19 protein-coding genes are annotated in these 18,948 nt (G+C 61.7%); 9 read left to right on the top strand and 10 right to left on the bottom strand.

The window, feature by feature from the left end; genetic code table 11:
• The first annotated feature begins 140 nt into the window (after positions 1-140).
• The 3 genes from QTJ18_RS18615 to QTJ18_RS18605 all read left to right on the top strand — a co-directional run bounded on the left by QTJ18_RS18615 (position 141) and on the right by QTJ18_RS18605 (position 4,015).
• Positions 141-1,304, top strand: coding sequence for a M20 aminoacylase family protein (locus QTJ18_RS18615; protein WP_252752553.1), 1,164 nt, complete (start codon positions 141-143; stop codon positions 1,302-1,304).
• A gap of 29 nt (positions 1,305-1,333) precedes the next feature.
• Positions 1,334-3,181 (top strand): ABC transporter ATP-binding protein, encoded by a 1,848-nt coding sequence (locus QTJ18_RS18610; protein ID WP_252752554.1) that lies wholly within the window; start codon positions 1,334-1,336, stop codon positions 3,179-3,181.
• An 87-nt stretch (positions 3,182-3,268) separates the two neighbouring features.
• Positions 3,269-4,015, top strand: coding sequence for a sulfate transporter family protein (locus QTJ18_RS18605; protein WP_252752555.1), 747 nt, complete (start codon positions 3,269-3,271; stop codon positions 4,013-4,015).
• Here the strand turns inward: QTJ18_RS18605 and nth are convergent.
• The gene (nth, locus tag QTJ18_RS18600; protein ID WP_252752556.1) at positions 3,968-4,756 is read right to left on the bottom strand and encodes an endonuclease III; all 789 of its coding nucleotides are present in this window, start codon (positions 4,754-4,756) and stop codon (positions 3,968-3,970) included. The two genes, QTJ18_RS18605 and nth, sit on opposite strands and share 48 nt — an antisense overlap.
• 25 nt (positions 4,757-4,781) lie before the next feature.
• Here nth and QTJ18_RS18595 point away from each other — a divergent pair, with 25 nt between their 5' ends.
• The 4 genes from QTJ18_RS18595 (at position 4,782) to QTJ18_RS18580 (ending at position 7,071) form a co-directional block, all read left to right on the top strand.
• Positions 4,782-5,276, top strand: coding sequence for a DUF2244 domain-containing protein (locus tag QTJ18_RS18595; RefSeq protein WP_252752557.1), 495 nt, complete (start codon positions 4,782-4,784; stop codon positions 5,274-5,276).
• Between the two features lie 89 nt (positions 5,277-5,365).
• Positions 5,366-6,250 carry a methylated-DNA--[protein]-cysteine S-methyltransferase gene (locus QTJ18_RS18590; RefSeq protein WP_252752558.1) on the top strand — a complete coding sequence of 295 codons (885 nt, stop codon included), beginning with the start codon at positions 5,366-5,368 and terminating at the stop codon, positions 6,248-6,250.
• Positions 6,251-6,394: 144 nt separating this feature from the next.
• On the top strand, positions 6,395-6,688 hold the full coding sequence (locus QTJ18_RS18585) for a type II toxin-antitoxin system ParD family antitoxin (RefSeq protein ID WP_252752559.1): 294 nt from the start codon (positions 6,395-6,397) through the stop codon (positions 6,686-6,688).
• Positions 6,689-6,693: 5 nt separating this feature from the next.
• Entirely contained in the window at positions 6,694-7,071 is a 378-nt protein-coding gene (locus QTJ18_RS18580; protein WP_301557786.1) for a type II toxin-antitoxin system RelE/ParE family toxin, read from the top strand.
• Between the two features lie 10 nt (positions 7,072-7,081).
• On the opposite strand, the gene QTJ18_RS18575 is transcribed toward QTJ18_RS18580, so the two are convergent.
• Positions 7,082-8,053 carry a sugar-binding transcriptional regulator gene (locus QTJ18_RS18575; protein ID WP_252752560.1) on the bottom strand — a complete coding sequence of 324 codons (972 nt, stop codon included), beginning with the start codon at positions 8,051-8,053 and terminating at the stop codon, positions 7,082-7,084.
• 179 nt (positions 8,054-8,232) lie between these two features.
• Between QTJ18_RS18575 and tal the strand changes: the two genes are divergently transcribed.
• Positions 8,233-9,192: a transaldolase gene (gene tal / locus QTJ18_RS18570; RefSeq protein ID WP_252752561.1), complete on the top strand. Its 960-nt coding sequence runs from the start codon at positions 8,233-8,235 to the stop codon at positions 9,190-9,192.
• Positions 9,193-9,268: 76 nt separating this feature from the next.
• Here the strand turns inward: tal and QTJ18_RS18565 are convergent, their stop codons facing one another.
• From QTJ18_RS18565 to QTJ18_RS18540, 6 genes are all read right to left on the bottom strand, one after another.
• Positions 9,269-9,892 (bottom strand): hypothetical protein, encoded by a 624-nt coding sequence (locus QTJ18_RS18565; RefSeq protein WP_252752562.1) that lies wholly within the window; start codon positions 9,890-9,892, stop codon positions 9,269-9,271.
• Positions 9,893-10,002: 110 nt separating this feature from the next.
• Positions 10,003-10,302, bottom strand: a complete 300-nt coding sequence (locus tag QTJ18_RS18560) for a RusA family crossover junction endodeoxyribonuclease (RefSeq protein WP_252752563.1) — start codon at positions 10,300-10,302, stop codon at positions 10,003-10,005.
• Between the two features lie 6 nt (positions 10,303-10,308).
• Positions 10,309-11,160, bottom strand: a complete 852-nt coding sequence (locus QTJ18_RS18555) for a metal ABC transporter permease (protein WP_252752564.1) — start codon at positions 11,158-11,160, stop codon at positions 10,309-10,311.
• On the bottom strand, positions 11,157-12,017 hold the full coding sequence (locus tag QTJ18_RS18550; RefSeq protein WP_252752565.1) for a metal ABC transporter permease: 861 nt from the start codon (positions 12,015-12,017) through the stop codon (positions 11,157-11,159). The genes QTJ18_RS18555 and QTJ18_RS18550 overlap by 4 nt, the downstream gene beginning before the upstream one ends.
• Positions 11,998-12,897 (bottom strand): manganese/iron ABC transporter ATP-binding protein, encoded by a 900-nt coding sequence (locus QTJ18_RS18545; protein ID WP_252752881.1) that lies wholly within the window; start codon positions 12,895-12,897, stop codon positions 11,998-12,000. The genes QTJ18_RS18550 and QTJ18_RS18545 overlap by 20 nt, the downstream gene beginning before the upstream one ends.
• 2 nt (positions 12,898-12,899) lie before the next feature.
• Complete coding sequence (locus QTJ18_RS18540; protein ID WP_252752882.1) at positions 12,900-13,754, bottom strand: metal ABC transporter substrate-binding protein; 855 nt, start codon at positions 13,752-13,754, stop codon at positions 12,900-12,902.
• Positions 13,755-14,150: 396 nt separating this feature from the next.
• Here QTJ18_RS18540 and QTJ18_RS18535 point away from each other — a divergent pair, with 396 nt between their 5' ends.
• The gene (locus tag QTJ18_RS18535) at positions 14,151-15,416 is read left to right on the top strand and encodes an ICP22 family protein (RefSeq protein ID WP_252752566.1); all 1,266 of its coding nucleotides are present in this window, start codon (positions 14,151-14,153) and stop codon (positions 15,414-15,416) included.
• A 192-nt stretch (positions 15,417-15,608) separates the two neighbouring features.
• On the opposite strand, the gene lysS is transcribed toward QTJ18_RS18535, so the two are convergent.
• Positions 15,609-17,105: a lysine--tRNA ligase gene (gene lysS / locus QTJ18_RS18530; protein WP_252752883.1), complete on the bottom strand. Its 1,497-nt coding sequence runs from the start codon at positions 17,103-17,105 to the stop codon at positions 15,609-15,611.
• 140 nt (positions 17,106-17,245) lie between these two features.
• Entirely contained in the window at positions 17,246-18,703 is a 1,458-nt protein-coding gene (gltX, locus tag QTJ18_RS18525; protein WP_252752567.1) for a glutamate--tRNA ligase, read from the bottom strand.
• Between the last annotated feature and the right edge of the window lie 245 nt (positions 18,704-18,948).

Here is an 18,948-nt window from a genome sequence, read left to right as displayed (position 1 = left end):
GAACAAATTTTAGGCCATCTAAACACAGGCCTATTTTGCGTTCAAGATCGAAAATTGAAGCTTGCAAAAACGCGGAAGCGCAGCGCAATATCCCTGGCAATGACAAGGGAAACAGCTGACTTACAGACGAGGTTGCATCAATGCCAGTTCTCAATCGCGCCGCGGAAATGCAGGAAGAGGTTGCTGCCTGGAGACGCTATCTGCATGAAAATCCGGAGCTTCTCTATGATGTTCATAAAACCTCGGCCTTCGTTGCCGAAAAGCTGAAGGCCTTCGGCTGCGATCTGGTGGAAACCGGCATCGGCAAGACGGGCGTCGTCGGCATCATCAAGGGCAGCCTGGGCGAGGGTCCCGTCATCGGCATGCGCGCCGATATGGATGCGCTGCCCATCCTGGAAGATACCGGCAAGCCCTGGTCGTCGAAGACCCCCGGCAAGGCCCATTCCTGCGGTCATGACGGCCACACCGCCATGCTGCTCGGCGCCGCGCAATATTTGTGCGAAACGCGCCGCTTCGCCGGGTCGGTCGCCGTCATCTTCCAGCCTGCCGAGGAAGGAGGCGCCGGTGGCCTTGCCATGGTGCAGGACGGCATGATGGAGAAATTCAACATCAAGGAGGTCTATGGCATGCACAATGCGCCAGGCCTGCCGCTTGGGGATTTTTCGCTGCGCAAGGGCGGTTTGATGGCCGCCGCCGATAGTTTCGACATCGTCATCAAGGGCAAGGGCAGCCATGCGGCCCAGCCGCATCTGTCGGTCGATCCGGTTCTGACCTCCGCCCATGTCATCATCGCGCTGCAGTCCATTGCATCGCGCGAGACCGATCCGCTGAAATCCGTCGTCGTGTCGGTCACCACCACCCATGGCGGCGACGCCTATAATGTGATCCCCATGGAGGTGAAGCTGACCGGCACGGTGCGCACGCTTGATCCGGAAATCCGCGAACTGGCCGCCAAGCGGCTGGTGGAAGTGGCGCAAGGCACGGCGCTGGCGCATGGGGCGGTGGCGGAGGTTCATTATCACCGCGGCTATCCGGTGACGGTCAACCATCCGCATCAGACCGATTTCGCAGCCTCGATCGCTGCCAAAGTGGTGGGCGAACCGCGGGTAGAAACCAATGCGCCGCCCAAGATGGGCGCCGAAGACTTCTCCTATATGCTGGAAGCGCGGCCGGGAGCCTTTATCTTCCTCGGCGTCGGTGCCACGGCCAATCTTCATCACCCGGCCTATGACTTCAATGATGAGGCCATTCCCTATGGCATCAGCTACTGGGTGAGCCTTGCCGAAACCGCACTGGCGGCCTGATCGGGCAGCGACAGACGAAGGAGAATGGAATGCTTCTTTCTGCCACGCTCTCCGAACAGACCGGCGGATCGGTTAGCCCGGTCCTGTCGGTGGAAAATCTGACGACCTCCTTCCGCGTCAACGACGAATGGAGATCGGTCGTCCGCACCATGAACTTCTCCGTCGCGCCGCGGGAAACCGTGGCGATCGTCGGCGAATCAGGCTCCGGCAAGAGCGTCACCTCGCTGTCCATCATGCGGCTTTTGCCGCACAATAGCAGCCGCATCGAAGGCAAGGTCCGGCTCAACGGGCGTGAGCTGCTGTCCTTGCCGGAAGATGAGATGCGCCAGGTGCGCGGCAACGAGATTTCGATGATCTTCCAGGAGCCGATGACCAGCCTCAACCCTATCTTTCCGATCGGCAAGCAGATCGCCGAGGCGCTGACGGTTCACCAGAACATTTCGGCTGCCGATGCCAGGGCCGAGGTTCTGCGCCTGCTGGACAAGGTCCGCATTCCAAATGCGGCAAGCCGTTTCGACGAATATCCGCACCAGTTCTCCGGCGGCATGCGACAGCGCGTGATGATCGCCATGGCGCTGGCCTCGCGGCCGAAACTGCTGATCGCCGACGAACCGACAACCGCGCTTGACGTGACGATCCAGGGGCAGATCCTCGACCTGATCAAGGAGCTGCAGGAAGAGGAGGGCATGTCCGTCCTGTTCATCACCCATGATATGGGTGTGGTGGCGGAGATTGCCGACCGGACGATCGTGATGTTTCGCGGCGAGCAGGTGGAGACGGGTGAGACCGACGACATCTTCCATCGCGGCTCGCATCCCTATACGCGTGCCCTTCTCGCCGCCGTACCGCGCCTCGGGTCGATGCAGGACCGCGCGCTGCCCATGCGGTTCCCGATCATCGATGTGCAATCCGGCGAAGCCCAGCCGCTTGGCGAAGTGACCGATACGGTGGCCAAGACCAAGACGCCGATCCTCGACGTGAAGGACCTGACCACGCGCTTTGCCATCCGCAGCGGCATATTCGGCCGCCAGACGGGGGCGGTTCACGCCGTGGAAAACGTGTCTTTCCAGCTCTTCGAAGGCGAAACGCTTTCGCTTGTCGGGGAATCCGGCTGCGGCAAATCCACCACCGGCCGCTCGGTGACGCGGCTCGTGGAACCTGACAGCGGCAAGGTGACGGTGGACGGCTATGATGTCATGAGCCTCGACCGGACGACGCTCAGAACCATGCGCCGCTCCATCCAGATGGTCTTCCAGGATCCGTTTGCCAGCCTCAACCCGCGCATGAGCATCGGCTCGGCGGTCATGGAACCCTATATCGAGCATCAACTCGGCAGCAAAACCCAGGCGCGGGAAAAGGCGGCCGATCTTCTGGCCAAGGTCGGGCTTTCGCCCGACATGATGCGGCGATATCCGCACGAGTTTTCCGGCGGCCAGCGCCAGCGTATCGCCATTGCCCGGTCGCTGATGCTGGATCCCAAGGTGATCGTGGCGGATGAGGCTGTGTCGGCACTCGACGTATCGATCAAGGCGCAGGTGTGCAATCTGATGCTGGACCTGCAGCAGAGCCTCAACCTCGCTTATCTGTTCATCAGCCATGACATGGCGGTGGTGGAGCGGGTGAGCCATCGCGTGGCGGTCATGTATCTGGGCGAAATCGTCGAGATCGGCCCGCGTGCGGCCGTGTTCGACAATCCCCAGCATTCCTACACGAAGAAGCTGATGGCGGCCGTTCCCGTCCCTGATCCGTCGCGCCGCCGCATCAAGCGCAATCTCGCGGTCGACGAGATCAAGAGCCCGGTGCGGCCGAAGGGCTATGTGCCGCCGGTGCGGCAATATCGCGAGGTCTCGCCAGGCCATCTGGTCCAGGCGGAATAGAGAGGCCGCGGGCGCGGCACCGGTCACTTGTGAGCGGCGCGGCCGTGACCTACATGCTGCGTACCGTTCACGGAGCCCGGACCTTTCATGATCCTTGATGCCGCCCGCCAATCGCTCGTCAACCTGTTTGCGCCGGAGACACGGTCCGTGTTCTGGAAGGTGCTCGGCCTGACCGTTCTCGTGCTTGTCGGCCTCTGGTTCGCCCTGCGCGGCGTCTTCATCGGCTATGTCTGGCCCTATGCCGCGGATCTTCTGCCAAGTGTTCCGGACTGGGCCGGCTGGCTAGGTTTCGTCTTCGCCATCCTTGCCGGAATAGGCCTGGCGCTGGGGCTGGCGCTGCTGATCGCGCCGGTGACCGCCCTGATCGCCGGCCTCTTTCTCGATGACGTGGCCGAGGTGGTGGAAAAGCGCGATTATGCCACCGATCCGCCCGGCCATGCCATGCCGATGGGGCGTGCCATCCTGGAATCGGCGCAGTTCCTTGGCGTGGTGCTGATCGGCAACGTGATCGCCCTGCTGCTGCTTCTGGTGCCCGGCGTCAATCTGATCGCCTTCTTTCTGGTGAACGGCTATCTTCTGGGACGGGAATTCTTCGAATTCGCCGCCATGCGGTTTCGCCCGCCGCATGAAGCGAAGGCTTTCCGGCAGAAGCATCGCGGAACGGTCTTCCTGGCGGGCCTGCTGATTGCCGCCTTCCTCGCCATTCCCTTCGTCAATCTTCTGACGCCGCTGTTTGCCGCAGGGCTGATGGTACATCTGCACAAGGGCATCAGCCGGCGTGATCCGTCATTCACGCTCGGGCAGGCTGTCGGCCCCAAACATCTGGGCCGGTAATTGCTGGAGAGGCGCCGGCACGTCGCTGGTCTTTGCCGGGTAGCGACAGAGGTCGGCGATGATGCAATGCTCGCATTCGGGCTTGCGCGCCTTGCAGGTGTAACGACCGTGCAGGATCAGCCAGTGATGCGCATGGAAGAGGTAGTCCTTCGGGATGACGCGCAGCAGGTTCTCCTCCACCGCGTCCGGCGTTGCGCCCGGCGCCAGTTTCAACCGGTTGGCCAGCCGGAAGACATGCGTATCGACCGCCAGTGTCGGAATGCCAAAGGCCATGGACATCACAACATTGGCGGTCTTGCGCCCGACGCCCGGCAGCCGCATCAAAGCCTCGCGCGTCTTCGGAACCTCGCCGCCGAATTCCTCGATCAGCATTTTCGACAGGGCGATGACGTTCTTGGCCTTGTTGCGGTAAAGGCCGATCGTCCTGATATGGGCAATCACACCCTCTTCGCCGAGCGCCAGCATCTTTGCCGGCGTGTCGGCGATCCGGAAAAGCGCCCGCGTCGCCCGGTTGACGCCGATATCGGTCGCCTGGGCCGACAGCGCAACCGCCACGACCAGGGTGAACGGGTTCACATGCTCCAACTCGCCCTTCGGCTCAGGCCGCTGAACGGAGAAGCGGCGAAAAATCTCCCGGATCTCCGCCTTGCTGTAGGCGCTGCGGGCATGCCTGCGGCCTCTCGCCGCGCCATTTGACTTTTGTGAGGTTTCCATGTGGGATTGCGGTTTATCAGTTGCCATATGCACCTCTATGACAAGGCACAGGATGGAAGGCAACGTGCACCGCGACGATGAACTGCCGGTTTTCTCGGCCGAACTGACACCCTACCGGTCGCTTGGCCGACAGGGCTACCGGATCCTGCTCGCCCTGACGGGGCTCGTCTGCCTGCTTCACGCGGGTTTCTTCCTGGCCACCGGCGCCTGGCCGATCGGCCTGTTCTTCGGCCTGGACTTTCTTCTTCTCTGGGGCGCCTTCTGGCTCAACTACCGCTCGGGACGGGCGCGCGAAGAAGTCACCGTCTCGCGCACGGATGTGTCCATTCGCAAATATTCCCCCGCCGGCCGCGTGGTGGAGCACCATTTCAATCCGTTCTGGGCGCGTTTTCGCGTGCGCCGTCACGAGGAATTCGGCATCACGAAAATGGTGGTGACGGGGGAGGGGCGGCATACCGATATCGGCTCCTTCCTCAATCCGGACGATCGCGAAAGCTTTGCCAAGGCCTTTCGCGGAGCACTGGCCACGGTGAAGCAGCGGATCTGAGGCGGGCCAAGTTTGTCGCTCCTGGGCAAGAATCGGGTGGCATCTCTTCCCGCATCATGGGAGATTTTCGCCATTGAGAGGATCTGCCCATGAATGCCGTTTCGCCCGCACCCGATTGTGCAACCGACATCACGCCGGACGGCGAGGACTATGCCATCGTCAGCCGGGTGATCGAACTCATCACGCTCGATTACCGCGACCAGCCCTCGCTGGAGCGGATTGCCGCCGAACTTGGCCGGTCGCCCACGCAGCTGCAGAAGGTCTTCACCCGCTGGGCCGGCTTGTCGCCAAAGGCCTTTCTCCAGGCGGTGACGCTGGATCATGCCAAGCGCCTTCTGGGCGAGGAACAGCTGCCGCTGCTGGAAACCTCGTTCGAACTCGGCCTGTCGGGACCGGGACGGCTGCATGACCTGTTCGTCACGCATGAGGCCATGAGCCCGGGCGAATGGAAGGCAAAGGGCGGCGGGCTTGTCATCCGCTACGGCTTCCATCCCTCTCCCTTCGGCCTGGCTTTGGTCATGGCAACCGATCGCGGCCTGGCGGGACTGGCCTTCGCCGATGACGAGGGCGGTCGCGGGGCCTGTTTCGAGGACATGGCGAAACGCTGGCCGAATGCGCAGTATGTGGCCGATCAGCCGGCAACGTCTCCCTTTATCGCGCGCGTCTTCGATCCCGGCCGCTGGTCGTCCCGCGAACCCTTGCGGGTCGTCCTGATCGGTTCGGACTTCCAGGTGCGGGTCTGGCAAAGCCTGCTGAAAATTCCCTTCGGCCGGGCCGTGACCTATTCCGACGTGGCGCGCGACATCGGCCAGCCGACAGCCAGCCGCGCGGTGGGTGCCGCGATCGGCCGCAATCCCATCTCCTTCGTGGTGCCCTGCCATAGGGCGCTCGGCAAGAGCGGCGCGCTCACCGGCTATCACTGGGGACTGACGCGCAAGCGCGCCATCCTGGGCTGGGAGGCCGGGCGGATGTGAACTGGCATATTGGCTATCCGCCCTTGGCAGGCTCGATGATCCGGCTGTATGATGCAGAGGTGCAGTGATTATCACATCTGCTTTCCACCTGCCTTGACCTCACGGATTGATCGACATCGTATTAACACCTTTGGAGATGCCGCCATGCCGACGCGACGTGTCGTACTGACCGATCACCAGCAAGAGACGATCGAGAGACTGGTGCAGTCCGGACGCTTTCAGAACGCCAGTGAAGTTCTGGGTGAGGGCTTGCGGCTGATCGAGCGTCAGGAAGAGCATGATGCCGCGAAGCTCGGCGCGCTGCAAAAGGCCGCCCAGCATGGTTTCGATGACCTTGACGAGGGTCGGTTCGTTGACATTCCTTCAGAAGAGCTTGGCACCTATGTGGCTCGTCTCGGCCTATCGCCTCAAGAGCGGATGAAGCGCTCGAGCGGCTAAAGCAAATGGCCGAGATCCGGCTTTCCTTTGCAGCTGCCAATGACATCAGCGAAATATTGGCGACAACGCGCGAGATGTTTGGGCAAGATGCCTCCCTGCGCTATGAGCGGCTTATTGTCACGGCTCTTCGGGACCTCGGATCTGACTGCCGGCGGATAGGCGCTGTACCCCGTCCGGAGATAGGACCGGATATTTGGAGCTATCATCTGCGCCATAGCCGCGAACGGGCTCGCTCCGATAGCGGATTGGTACGCAGGCCGCGCCACCTGATCCTGTTCCGGCCAATCCGGGCGGATCTTGTTGGGATAGGTCGGTTTCTCCATGACGCGATGGAGCCAAGCCGGCATCTTCCGTCGGATTTCGGCGATGATTTGCCCGACTGACCGCCGTCTGTCACATCCGCAACAACTCCCGTGCCGCCGCCTCATCCGTGATCAGCGTGTTGCAGCCGATGCGCCGGATCGTGGCACGAATGGCCTGTGCGCGATGCGCCCCACCGGAGGACAGAACGATGTGCCGGGCCTTCTTCAGCGTGTCGAGATCGATCGACATGACCCGCTCGTTGATCGGGTGATCGACCGTATGGCCGTTGGCGTCGAGGAAGTTGAACATGGTGTCGCAGACGCAGCCCTGATCCACCAGCTCCCGCAGCGTTTCACGGCTGATGAAACCTTCCGACAGCGAGGTAGAGTGCGGGCCGATATCGCCGCAGGAGACGATGGCGAGATCGAGATCTTCGGCAAGGTCGTAGAGCGTCTTCAGTCCGCATTCCTCGATCAGCGCCCGCTTGGTCTGCACCGAGTCCACCAGAAGCGGGGCCAGAAACATGTAGCATTCGGCCCCGAGCTGGCTGGCCAGGCGCCAGGTATAATCGATGGGATTGGTCTGATGCACCGCGACAATGCCGCCCAAGAGCGAGACGACCTTGCAGTTTTCGCGGCGGGGCGGGCGAAATCCCGAAAGCGAGGCCGTCATGGTGCGGCCCCAGCCGACCCCGATCGTCATGTCATTGGTTACCACCTCGCTCAGGAACTGACCGAGCGCCAGGCCGACGGCCTTGGCGATCGCGCCGGCTTCGCCACCCGGCGGGGAGGGGACGACCACGGCCTCGTCCAGCCCGAACGTGCTTTCCAGCCGGATGGCCAGATCGAAACAGTCTTCGATCCCCTCGCTGATCCAGATCTGTACTTCGGCGCGCTTGACGGCCTCGTCCAGCATGCGGATGACCGTGGAACGGCTGACGCCGAGCTTCTCGGCCACGTCCTTCTGTGTCAGACCCTGGTTGTAATAGAGCCAGGCAGCGCGAAGCCGCAGCGAAGCAGCTTCGGAATAGGCCAGATGGGTGTCGCGTCTGAGTTTCGCCAAGCGGTCGGGGTCCGGGTTCGTTAGTCCATATATTCACCCCACTATCGTCAGCGATGGAACAATTGTCAAACGTGATCAGCAAATGTCCTTGACATTCGCCGCCTGGCACGCAGATATGGTGGGTAAGGGAGGATGAGATTTCGTCGATCCCGCGTGACCCGAACCCTTGAGGAATTTCGATGGCCTCCAAGCTTGAACAATTGCGTTCCATGACCACGGTCGTTGCCGATACCGGCGATATCGAGGCCGTGGCACGGCTGAAGCCGGTGGATTGCACCACCAATCCGACAATCGTTCTGAAGGCGCTCGGCACGCCGGTCTTTGCCGATCGCGTCAAGGAAGCCATCAGCTGGGGCAAGAGCCAGTCCGGCACATCGGATGCCGTGGTGGCCGCCGTGGCCGACCGGCTGGCAATTTCGGTAGGGGCGGCGCTCGCCGAACTGGTTCCCGGCCGCGTCTCGACGGAAGTCGATGCGGACCTCTCCTTCGATACGCAAGCCTCGATCGCCAAGGCGCATGGCATCATCGCCGCCTACAAAGAGCGCGGCATTGAACGGGACCGGATCCTGATCAAGCTCGCTTCGACCTGGGAAGGGATCAAGGCGGCGGAAGTGCTGCAGACGGAAGGCATCGACTGCAACCTGACGCTGCTCTTCTCCAAGGCCCAGGCCATTGCCTGCGCCGATGCCAAGGCCTTCCTCATCTCGCCCTTCGTCGGGCGCATCCTCGACTGGTACAAGAAGTCGACCGGTGAGGATTACACCTCCGAGACGGATCCGGGCGTCATCTCCGTCCGCCAGATCTACAATTACTACAAGGCGAACGGCATCGGAACGATCGTCATGGGCGCGTCCTTCCGCAATGCCGGGGAAATCGAGGCGCTGGCGGGCTGCGATCGGCTGACGATCAGCCCGGCGCTGCTCGACGAGCTGGACAAGGCCGAAGGCACGCTGGAGCGCAAGCTCTCGCCGGACAACATCACCGAAGATCCTTTCCAGCCCATTGACGAGAAATCGTTCCGCTGGATGCTCAACGAAGACGCCATGGCGACGGAAAAGCTGTCCGAAGGCATCCGCTCCTTCGCCAAGGATCTGGTGGCCCTGCGCGAGATGGTGAAGAAGGAACTGGCCGCCGCCTGAGCCGCCGCTCCTTGAAATCCAGCCGATAGCGGCTCGCTTCTTGATGGCTCGCCTCCCGACCGGAGGCGGGCCGTTTTTATGCCGCCAGTCGCTTTGCGGTTGCGACCAGATAATCAATGTCGGTAGCCGCCGGGATCGTGTCGATCTGTCCATGCGCAAGCGCATTGCGCAAATGCGCAAGCCGCCGCATCGGCCCCCCGTCCCGCTGCTCCAGGTGGCCGCTGGAAATCAGCAGGTCGACCAGCGAGGTGGGGGTCAAACTCCGATCAGCCAATTCGGGTTCGAGCCGCCGGGTTGCTGCTTCGATTACACTCCATCCCAGGAGGACGGCTGCGCGCGGTTCGACGGGGGCAAGACCTTCAAGGCTGCTGATTGCGCTCTGCAATTCGCCCTGTGCCACGCGTTCGAGTGCGATCGTTTCCTGCGTGTCATAGACAACCTCCAGCGTCCAATCGGGATGCGCTTCGAAGACGCTCCGCAACTGGGCGAGCCTGACCTCGCTGGTTCGACTTTGCGCGCGCACCACGAAGATTGCCAGCTTCGGTGCGCGATTGATCCCGATCGCCTGGGGTTTTAGTTGACGCAGGAAGTCTGGAAGTTCGTCCGGATCCGGCGCGATGATGAGCGTATAACCGAGCTTCTCCCATCGACCCGACATAGCGGATAGGGCGCCCGTATCGGCGGAAGCTATACTACCCATGTTGCCAGATCCTCGTGCAGGTTATCCGTGATCCGAATATAGACCACCGGAAAGGGCCCGTCCAATGCAGTGGACAAAACCGCGGAGGGATTATGGAACGCAAAGAGTCTTTAAGGTTCGAACTTCTGCACCACGATGCGCTCAACCAGAGCGTCATCGCTGTAAACACAGGCGATCATCGCGTCCAGGATCGGCTTTACCCGGTTGTCGATGTCGCCTTGCATTTCAGCCCGAGGAAACAGGAAGATTGTAACTGCAACGGCTTCGGTGATCAGCCACGATCCTTCCGGCAGGGCGCGTCTGGCTGCATTGCGGATCGTTGCCTTCCAGTTTTCTTTCGCCTGCGGTGATCCCTGCTGACTGACAGCCGTTCCCTCGATCAAGAATTCGAATGGAAGCTCGGGCCACATCCCGCATCATCTCAGTGTTTCGGCCACGCGTCTTCTGGATGATAACCATGTTTCGCGAACAAAGGCCACGACAAACACCGCCGTCATCATGAGCACGATGGTGGGGGCGGGGGCGCTGTCGATCAGGAAGCTGAGCCAGATCCCGACGAGGCTGCAGCCGAGCGCGACGCCGATGGCAACGAGCATCATGGCATGAAACTGCCGCGTCAGCAGAAAGGCGATGGCGCCCGGCGCCACCAGGAAAGCAACCGAGAGGATGATGCCGACGGCTGTGAGGGCGGCCACCACGGTGAGCGAAAGTGCCGTCAGCAGGCCATAATGCAAAAGCTTGACCGCCAAGCCGATGGCCTGCGCGTGCTGCGGGTCGAAAGCGTGCAGCAGCAGGTCTTTGCGCAGGATGCCGAGAAAAAGCACGCAGGCGAGCGCCATGAGGCCCGTCTCGATGAGATCGCGGGGCGCGATGCCGAGCATGTCACCGAACAGGATATGGTCGAGATGCACATCGCTCTTAACGGCCACGAACATCACCAGGCCGAGGCCGAACATGCCGGAAAAGATGATGCCGAGCACGGTATCTTCCTTGATGCGGCTGTTCTCCTTCACATAGCCCGTCGCCAGCGCACAGACCAGGCCGGCCAGGAAGGCGCCAAGCCCGAGCGGCAGCGACAGCATATAGGCAAGCACCACGCCCGGAAGCACCGCGTGGGAAACGGCATCGCCCATCAGCGACCAGCCCTTCAGCACGAGAAAGCAGGACAGCATGGCCATTGGCACGGCGATCATCGCGGTGATCAGGAAGGCATATTGCATGAAGGGAAGCTGGAAGGGCAGCAGGGCAAGCTCGACATAAATACTCATGCCGGCTCCTCCAGCGCATTGGCCCGGCGCCGCCGGGAGGCGAGCAGCCCGTGGCGCGGAGCAAAGATGAAGGCGATCAGGAAGATCAGCGTCTGCAGCACGACGATGATGCCGCCGGTGGCCCCATTGAGGAAATAGCTGGCATAGGCGCCGAAAAAGCTCGTCGCGGCACCGATGCCGGCAGCCAGCAGGATCAGGCGCTGGAACCGGTCGGTCAGGAGATAGGCGGTGGCGCCCGGCGTCACCACCATGGCCACCACCAGGAAAGCGCCCACCGTCTGGAGGGCCGCCACGGTGGAGGCGGCCAGCAGCGTGAAGAAGATGAGTTTCAGAAGGTCCGGCCGCAGGCCGATCGTGCGGGCATGGCTCTCGTCGAAGAAGGTGACCATCAGGTCCTTCCATTTCAGGGCAAGCACGAGCAGGCTGATGCCGCCGATGAGGACGAGCTGCAAGGTATCCTCCGGCGTGATGGCAAGGATATTGCCGAGCACGATCGTCTGGATGTTCACCGATGTCGGGGAAAGCGAGACCATGAACAGGCCAAGGCCGAAAAAGGAGGTGAAGATCAGGCCTATGATCGCATCCTCCCGCAGGCGGGTGCGCTGGTTGAGGAAGAGCATGGCCGCCGCCGCCAATCCGCCGGACAGGAAGGCGCCGAGCGCGAAGGGCAGGCCCAGCATATAGGCGCCGGCAACGCCCGGCACGATGGCATGGGACAGGGCATCGCCGATCAGCGACCAGCCCTTGAGCATCAGATAGGCCGAAAGAAAGCCGCAGACACAGCCGACAAGGCTGCTCACCCAGATGGCATTCAGCATGTAGCCGTAAGTGAAGGGTTCAAGAAGCGTCTGGAGCATGGGTTTTTTCCGCTGGAGCCGGCCGCGGCGGATTGCTGGCTGCGCCATAGGTCACATAGGGCCGCTCGTCATCGGTGATGACGCGCACATGGCGTCCATCCTCGTCGTCATGCAGATCCGTGCCGCCGAGTATGAAATGGCGGAGCACGCCGCCGAACGCCTTTTCCAGATTGGCCTCGTTAAATGTCTCCTCCGTCGGGCCATAGGCGATGACCGTGCCCTTGACGAAGACGGTGCGATCGCAGAATTCCGGCACACTGCCGAGATTGTGAGTCGAGACCAGCATGACGCGGCCTTCGTCGCGCAGCGAGCGCAAGAGCGCGACGATCTGCTCCTCGGTCTTCACGTCGACACCGGTGAAGGGCTCGTCGAGAAGGATAACCTGGCCCTCCTGGGCCAATGCGCGGGCGAGAAAGACGCGTTTGCGCTGACCGCCGGACAATTCGCCGATCTGGCGTTTGCGAAACTCCTGCATATTCACCCGCATCAGAGCCTGCGTCACCATCTCATGGTCGCGGCGCGAGGGAATGCGCAAAAGGTTCATGTGACCGTAGCGGCCCATCATCACCACGTCCTCGACCAGAACCGGGAAGTTCCAGTCGACATCCTCCGCCTGCGGCACATAGGCCACAAGGTTCTTGCGAAGCGCCTCACGCGCCGGCATGCCGAGGATCTCAACGGAACCGCCGGACAGAGGCACAAAGCCCATGATGGCCTTGAACAAGGTCGACTTTCCGGCACCATTGACACCGACCAGCCCGGTAATCGTGCCCTTGGGGACCTGGAAGCTGGCATGGCGAAGCGCGGTATGGCCATTGCGGTAGGAGACGGTGACATCCGCGACATCAAGCCCCAGAGGTTGCGGCTTCACCTTTCCCATCATCATTGCGCCAGTCCTTTCGCAATCGTCTGCGTCGTCACCTTCAGCAGATCGAGATAGGTCGGCACCGGGCCATCCGGATCGCTGAGGCTGTCGACATAGAGGACGCCGCCATAGCTCGCCCCGGTTTCACGCGCCACCTGGTTGGCCGGATCGGGCGAGACCGTGCTTTCTGAAAAGATCACGCTCACCCGGTTGCTGCGCATGGCATCGATCACCGCCTTCACCTGCTGCGGCGTGCCCTGGCTGTCGGCATTGACCGGCCAGAGATAGAGTTCCTTCAGGCCGAAATCGCGGGCGAGATAGGAGAAGGCGCCCTCGCTTGTGACAAGCCAGCGACGATCTTCCGGCAGTTGGTCGAGAAGATCGCGTATCGGCTGCACCGCCGCCCTGATCTGGTCCGAATAGGCCTTGGCATTGGCGGCGTAGAGATCGGCCTTTGCAGGGTCAACCGCGGCGAGCGCCTTGCGGATGTTCTCAACATAGATCAGCCCGTTGGTGGGCGACATCCAGGCATGCGGATTGGGCTTGCCTTGATAGGCGCCGCCGGCAATCGCCATGGGCTCGACACCGTCGGAGACCGTCACGCTTGGCACGTCGCCCAGATTGGCGAGGAATTTCTCGAACCATTGCTCCAGGTTCAGGCCGTTGCGCAGCACGAGGTTAGCGTCCCGGGCGCGCAATATGTCGCGCGGCGTCGGCTGGTAATTGTGGATCTCGGCGCCCGGCTTGGTGATGCTCTCCACCTCGGCCCCATCGCCCGCAACATTCTTCGCCATGTCGGCAATGATGGTGAAGGTCGTCACGACCTTGGGTTTCTCCTGCGCCAGGCCGGGACCGGCAAACAGCGCAGACATGACGATCGCCAGGGCAGCGAAAGGCAGCTTCCGCACAGATTTTATCCTCTCTTGCAACTCATTTGCAATCTAAGCTACCGCGATCGACGGCTTTGTCAATGCTATTGCAAATCATTCGCAGAAATTGTCGGTGGTGTCAGGCGCGATGCGGATCTCCATCGGCTGGCCAAGCCCGCGGTGGCGCAGAGCATTTCCGGTAAAACCGGATTTCCCGCAGTCCGGACGCAAAAACGCTGAAACACTTTTGCTGGACCTGCTCCAGGTTTCGGCGGCCCATGCCGGCTTTCAGCCGGATGCGGGAAGTTAAAGTTTCCTCAAGAGTAATCGGTCAGGATGGCTCCAGTTCCGAGACATTGGATTGTACTGAGTGGGGTTACGCATGCCGGAGTTCCGGGCGTGAAAGGCGTAAAGATACGGCTATCACGGACTCTCGTCATCGTTTTGGGCGGCTTCTTCCTGATCGGAGGAAGCGGTGCCGCTGCCCTGTTTCTGGGTGCCGACCAGCTTCTGGGCCCTTCTTACGAGGAGGTGAACGGATTGGAATGCACCACGCTGCAATTGGTGAAGATCAAGCGGGACAATCATTTCTGGGTGCGCAAATTCGTGTTCACCGAAGGCGGCACGGGTCCTGCCCGTCTCCGCACCGCCCTGCGCGTGGCCAAGGCCGTGCAGACCGCGGAACACGCCGATCTTGTGCAGGTCACCGTGCTGGACAAGACCGGGCCAACCCAGCGCGCCGCCATGCGCGGGCGGGCCATCGGTGCGCAGGTGGTCTATATCGCCGATGCCGCCAAGGCTCCCGATCCGTCCGACCCCATGTATACCGCGTTTTACGTGGATGGATCGGCCGGCGGGAACGGCGAATTCTACGGTTTGCGGATCGAGCCGCCGCTGGAAGACATGACTGCAATGGCGGCCAGGCTGACCGATACGGCCGACTGTGTCTCACCCGTTGCCGAGGCGTCGGCGCATGGCGATGGCCATGGTGCGCCGGCCGGCAAGAAGGGCGGCCATGACTCCAAGGCGGAGCATGGCGACGCCGAAGGGCATGGGAAGAGCGACGGACATGGCAAGAGCGACGGGCATGGCAAAGCCGAAGAACATGGAGACGGCGAGGCGCATGGCGGCGCAGAGGATGCACCGGCAGCCCAAGCCGATCATGGCGGACCGGCGCCGGCAAAGGACGGCGAAGGCCATAGCCAGGAAAGTACCGCACCTCATGACGGAAAGCCGGCCGATCAGGGGGAGGAGAGCGGCGGGCTCTTGAGTTCGCTGTCGGGGATGATTTTCGGCAAGCCCGCCGATGCATCGACGGTCGAGGCCGCACAGGCCGAGGCCCCGCATGGCGCGGCGCCATCTTCGGACCATTCCGCCCCCAGCACGGAGCATACCGCCGTGACCGAGGGACCGGGGATCTTTGCCCGGCTGCAGGCAATGGTCTTTGGATCGGACGCGGCGGACACGCAGTCCGCATCCGCCCCGTCATCCGCCTCGTCGCCCGCCCCGTCACCCCTGTCGGCGCCGACCGCCGCTGGATCCGATGCCGGGTCAGGCGACGGCATCGACCCGGTCAAGGTCGCTGCCCCGACGGATGAGGCTGCGCCGGCTCATTCCACGCCCTCCGCGGCTGCGCCGCATGCACCCGTGGACGCCGGCCACTGACGCTCAGCCAGCCGCTCTTCTGCCTCAAGACAGCTGAAACGCAAACGGCCCGCCGAAGCGAGCCGTCCGAACCGGTTTGCAATCTCGAGGATTTCCGGTGAAACGGGATCACCTGAAATGCTCTGTCTCTTTGTTTTTACGCAGTCCGGACGCAAAACCGCTGACGCATTTTGCTGGACCTGCTCTAGATGATCAATCGGCCTTGTTGCGGCGGGCCGGAAAGAGAATGACGTCGCGGATCGACGGCGCATTGGTGAGAAGCATGATCAGGCGGTCGACGCCGATCCCCAGCCCGCCGGCGGGCGGCATGCCCTGATCGATGGCGTCAAGGAATTCGTCGTCCAGCTGCTTGTCCTTCTCGCCGCGCGAATGCGCCTGCTCGAGCTGCTCTTCCATGCGGCGGCGCTGCTCTTCCGGATCGTTGAGCTCGGAGAAGGCATTGCCCACTTCCCAGGCATTGCAATAGGTCTCGAAACGTTCGACAAGCCGCGGCTCGCCCGGCACTTCCTTGGCGAAGGGCGAAATATCCTTCGGAAAATGCGTGACATGGCTCGGCTGAATCAGCGTGCCTTCCACCTTCTCCTCGAAAATGAAGGCCAGGCATTCGCCCCAGGTCCAGTCCTTCTCCACCGCAAAGCCGGCAGCCTTTGCGGCGTTGCGGGCTTCCTCGTCGGTCTTGAGCGACAGGAAGTCGATGCCGGTCGCTTCCTTCACCGCATCCGGCATCGGCACGCGCTTGAACGGGCCCTTGAAGGAGAGCGTCTTGTCGCCAAAGGTGACATCGGTTGTGCCGTGGATGGAAAGCGCCAGCGTTTCGAACAGGCGCTCGACGAGGCCCATCATGTCCTCGTAATCGGCATAGGCCCAGTAGCATTCCATCATGGTGAATTCGGGATTGTGGCGGGTGGAAACGCCTTCATTCCGGAAGTTGCGGTTGATCTCGAAGACCTTGTCCGACAGGCCCGAAACCAGAGTGCGCTTCAAAAACAGTTCCGGCGCGATGCGCAGGTACATGTCCATCTTCAGCGTATTGTGGAAGGTCTTGAACGGATCGGCCGTCGCCCCGCCATAGACGGTCTGCAGCATCGGGGTCTCCACCTCGAGAAAGCCCTCGCCTTCCAGGAAGCGGCGGAAGCCGGAGACGATCTTCGAGCGCTGCTGGAAGCGCAGCTTGCTTTCCTCGTTCGACATGATGTCGAGGTGGCGCTTGCGGTAGCGCAGTTCGATGTCCGAGACGCCATGCCATTTTTCCGGCATGGGCAGAAGGGACTTGGTGAGCATGGTGATCTCTTGCGCGTTGATCGTCAGCTCGCCACGCTTGGTGCGCCGGACAATGCCCGTCACGCCGATGATATCGCCGATATCGATCATCGACAGCATGTCGCGGGCGGCTTCCGGCGTCGTATCCTTGTGGGAAAAGATCTGGATCTTGCCGGACGCATCGCGGATATCCATGAACATGCCGGAATTGCGCGAGGAATAGACGCGGCCCGCAACGGTGACGACATCCTGCGTCTCGACGTCCGGCTCGAGGCTTTCGTATTTCTCGGTCAGTTCCGCATTGGTCATGCTGCGGTGGAAATGCGCCGGATAGACATCACCGATCTTTTCGCGCAGCAGCGCCAGTTTCTGGCGGCGCACTTCGGTGGCGTCGGAGGAAAGCGCGGTTTCTGTCTTCTGTTCGCTCATCATATATCGCCTTTTGGGGCCATCTTTGTTTCAGGTTACCCATTTCTGCCGGGCCGGCGTCTCCTCCTTGAAGAGGAAGAGGCCCGGCGGGGCAGGGATGAGTATTCAGCAATGCCGCCGCATGGAGCAGCATCCGCCCGTTATTTCTCTGCACCCACCATGGATGCCACCACCGTTGCGGCGATCTTCAGGCGCTGGCGCACCACGGAACGGCCCAGCAGCGCCATGGAATCGAAGAGCGGCAGAGAGCGCGAGCTTCCCGACATGGCGATGAACAGCGGCGGCGTCACCACGCGCAGCTTCTTGCCCAGCTTGTCGGCCACCGCGCGCAATTCCTGATCGATGGATTCCACGGTCCATTCCGGCATTTTCTCGAAATCGGCCTGAACGGTGGTGATGATCTCCAGCGTCTCGGCCGGGCTGGTCTTCAGCCCGCCGAAGGAGGCGGGGGTGAGGCCCAGATCACTGGCGAGCAGGAAGCCGGCCAGCTGCGGCAATTCGCCGAGCTTGGAAATGCGGCTCTGGGACAGCTTCAGCCCTTCGGTGAGGCGATCATTTTCCATGGCCCATGTCAGGCTGCGGGCAATGAATTCCTCCGGGCTCAGCTTTTCGCGCAGCCAGCGGCCGTTCAACCAATCCAGCTTCTGGATGTCGAAGATGGCGCCTGCCTTGGAAAGGTTGTCCGGATCGAATTTCTGCGTCAGATCGTCGACGCTCAGCAGTTCCTCTCCCTCGGCGATCTGCACGAAGAAAAGGCCGAGAAAGTTCATCAGCGCTTCCGGCAGGTAGCCGAGCGCCGAATAATAGGAGATCGAAGTCGGGTTCTTGCGCTTGGACAGTTTCGACTTGTCGGCATTGCGCATGAGCGACAAATGCATGAAGACCGGCTGCTCCCAGCCGAAATAGCGGTACAGCAGAATGTGCTTCGGCACCGAAGCCAGCCATTCCTCGCCGCGCGCGACATGGGTGATCTTCATCAGGTGGTCGTCGATGACATTGGCCATGTGATAGGTCGGCATGCCGTCGCCCTTGATCAGCACCTGCATGTCGACCGAATCCCACGGGATCGAGACATCGCCGTAGACGCCGTCGGTGAAATCGCAGGACCCTTCCGTCGGGATCTTCATGCGGATGACGGAGCTTTCGCCCGCATTCATCTTGCTTGTCACTTCCTCGGCGGTCAGCTTCAGGCAGTGGCCGTCATATTTGGGCGGCTTTCCGGCGGCGCGCTGGGCTTCGCGCATGGCCTCGAGCCGTTCCGGCGTGCAGAAGCAGCGGAAGGCATGGCCCTTGTCCAGAAGGTCCTGCGCATAGGGCTGGTACATGTCCTTGCGGTCGGACTGGCGATAGGGACCGTAAGGGCCGCCGACATCCGGGCCCTCGGCCCAATCCAGGCCGCACCATTTCAGGGCATCCAGGACCTTCTGTTCATATTCGCGCGTCGAGCGGGTGGCATCGGTATCCTCGATGCGCAGGATGAATTCGCCGCCGTGCTTCTTGGCGAAGAGATAGTTGAACAGTGCGATATAGGCGGTGCCGACATGCGGTTCGCCAGTGGGAGAGGGTGCGATGCGGACGCGAACGCCGGAAGTGCTCATGGGGCCTGCTTCAACTTAAAAAGCGCCCGCGAAGGCGCTATCTTGATCTTCGGGATTGGCAGGCCTTAGCGCATATTCTGCGGTGAGCGTCAAGATTTTGCGGGCAGATCGCGAGATTTCTGCCGTCTCGGCTCTAGGGTCTGTTGACATTCAGGGTTTGGAACGTGGTTTGCGAGACTATGGCCCATTTCTCTGCAAATCCTGCGGACGCGTCGGATTTGCCCGCTGAATGCGTTGAAAATGCT

Origin of the sequence: Rhizobium sp. SSA_523 (genome assembly GCF_030435705.1) — a bacterium.
Lineage (GTDB): Bacteria > Pseudomonadota > Alphaproteobacteria > Rhizobiales > Rhizobiaceae > Neorhizobium.
Note: the sequence above shows the minus strand (reverse complement) of the source record. Positions and strands in the feature narration are given on the sequence as shown.

Excerpts from the sequence above, each read along its gene's own strand:
- QTJ18_RS18615 (WP_252752553.1), top strand. The coding sequence starts at position 141 with ATGCCAGTTCTCAATCGCGCCGCGGAAATGCAGGAAGAGGTTGCTGCC.
- QTJ18_RS18610 (WP_252752554.1), top strand. The coding sequence starts at position 1,334 with ATGCTTCTTTCTGCCACGCTCTCCGAACAGACCGGCGGATCGGTTAGC.
- QTJ18_RS18605 (WP_252752555.1), top strand. The coding sequence starts at position 3,269 with ATGATCCTTGATGCCGCCCGCCAATCGCTCGTCAACCTGTTTGCGCCG.
- nth (WP_252752556.1), bottom strand. The coding sequence starts at position 4,756 with ATGGCAACTGATAAACCGCAATCCCACATGGAAACCTCACAAAAGTCA.
- QTJ18_RS18595 (WP_252752557.1), top strand. The coding sequence starts at position 4,782 with ATGGAAGGCAACGTGCACCGCGACGATGAACTGCCGGTTTTCTCGGCC.
- QTJ18_RS18590 (WP_252752558.1), top strand. The coding sequence starts at position 5,366 with ATGAATGCCGTTTCGCCCGCACCCGATTGTGCAACCGACATCACGCCG.
- QTJ18_RS18585 (WP_252752559.1), top strand. The coding sequence starts at position 6,395 with ATGCCGACGCGACGTGTCGTACTGACCGATCACCAGCAAGAGACGATC.
- QTJ18_RS18580 (WP_301557786.1), top strand. The coding sequence starts at position 6,694 with ATGGCCGAGATCCGGCTTTCCTTTGCAGCTGCCAATGACATCAGCGAA.
- tal (WP_252752561.1), top strand. The coding sequence starts at position 8,233 with ATGGCCTCCAAGCTTGAACAATTGCGTTCCATGACCACGGTCGTTGCC.
- QTJ18_RS18565 (WP_252752562.1), bottom strand. The coding sequence starts at position 9,892 with ATGGGTAGTATAGCTTCCGCCGATACGGGCGCCCTATCCGCTATGTCG.
- QTJ18_RS18560 (WP_252752563.1), bottom strand. The coding sequence starts at position 10,302 with ATGTGGCCCGAGCTTCCATTCGAATTCTTGATCGAGGGAACGGCTGTC.
- QTJ18_RS18555 (WP_252752564.1), bottom strand. The coding sequence starts at position 11,160 with ATGAGTATTTATGTCGAGCTTGCCCTGCTGCCCTTCCAGCTTCCCTTC.
- QTJ18_RS18550 (WP_252752565.1), bottom strand. The coding sequence starts at position 12,017 with ATGCTCCAGACGCTTCTTGAACCCTTCACTTACGGCTACATGCTGAAT.
- QTJ18_RS18545 (WP_252752881.1), bottom strand. The coding sequence starts at position 12,897 with ATGGGAAAGGTGAAGCCGCAACCTCTGGGGCTTGATGTCGCGGATGTC.
- QTJ18_RS18540 (WP_252752882.1), bottom strand. The coding sequence starts at position 13,754 with ATGTCTGCGCTGTTTGCCGGTCCCGGCCTGGCGCAGGAGAAACCCAAG.
- lysS (WP_252752883.1), bottom strand. The coding sequence starts at position 17,105 with ATGAGCGAACAGAAGACAGAAACCGCGCTTTCCTCCGACGCCACCGAA.
- gltX (WP_252752567.1), bottom strand. The coding sequence starts at position 18,703 with ATGAGCACTTCCGGCGTTCGCGTCCGCATCGCACCCTCTCCCACTGGC.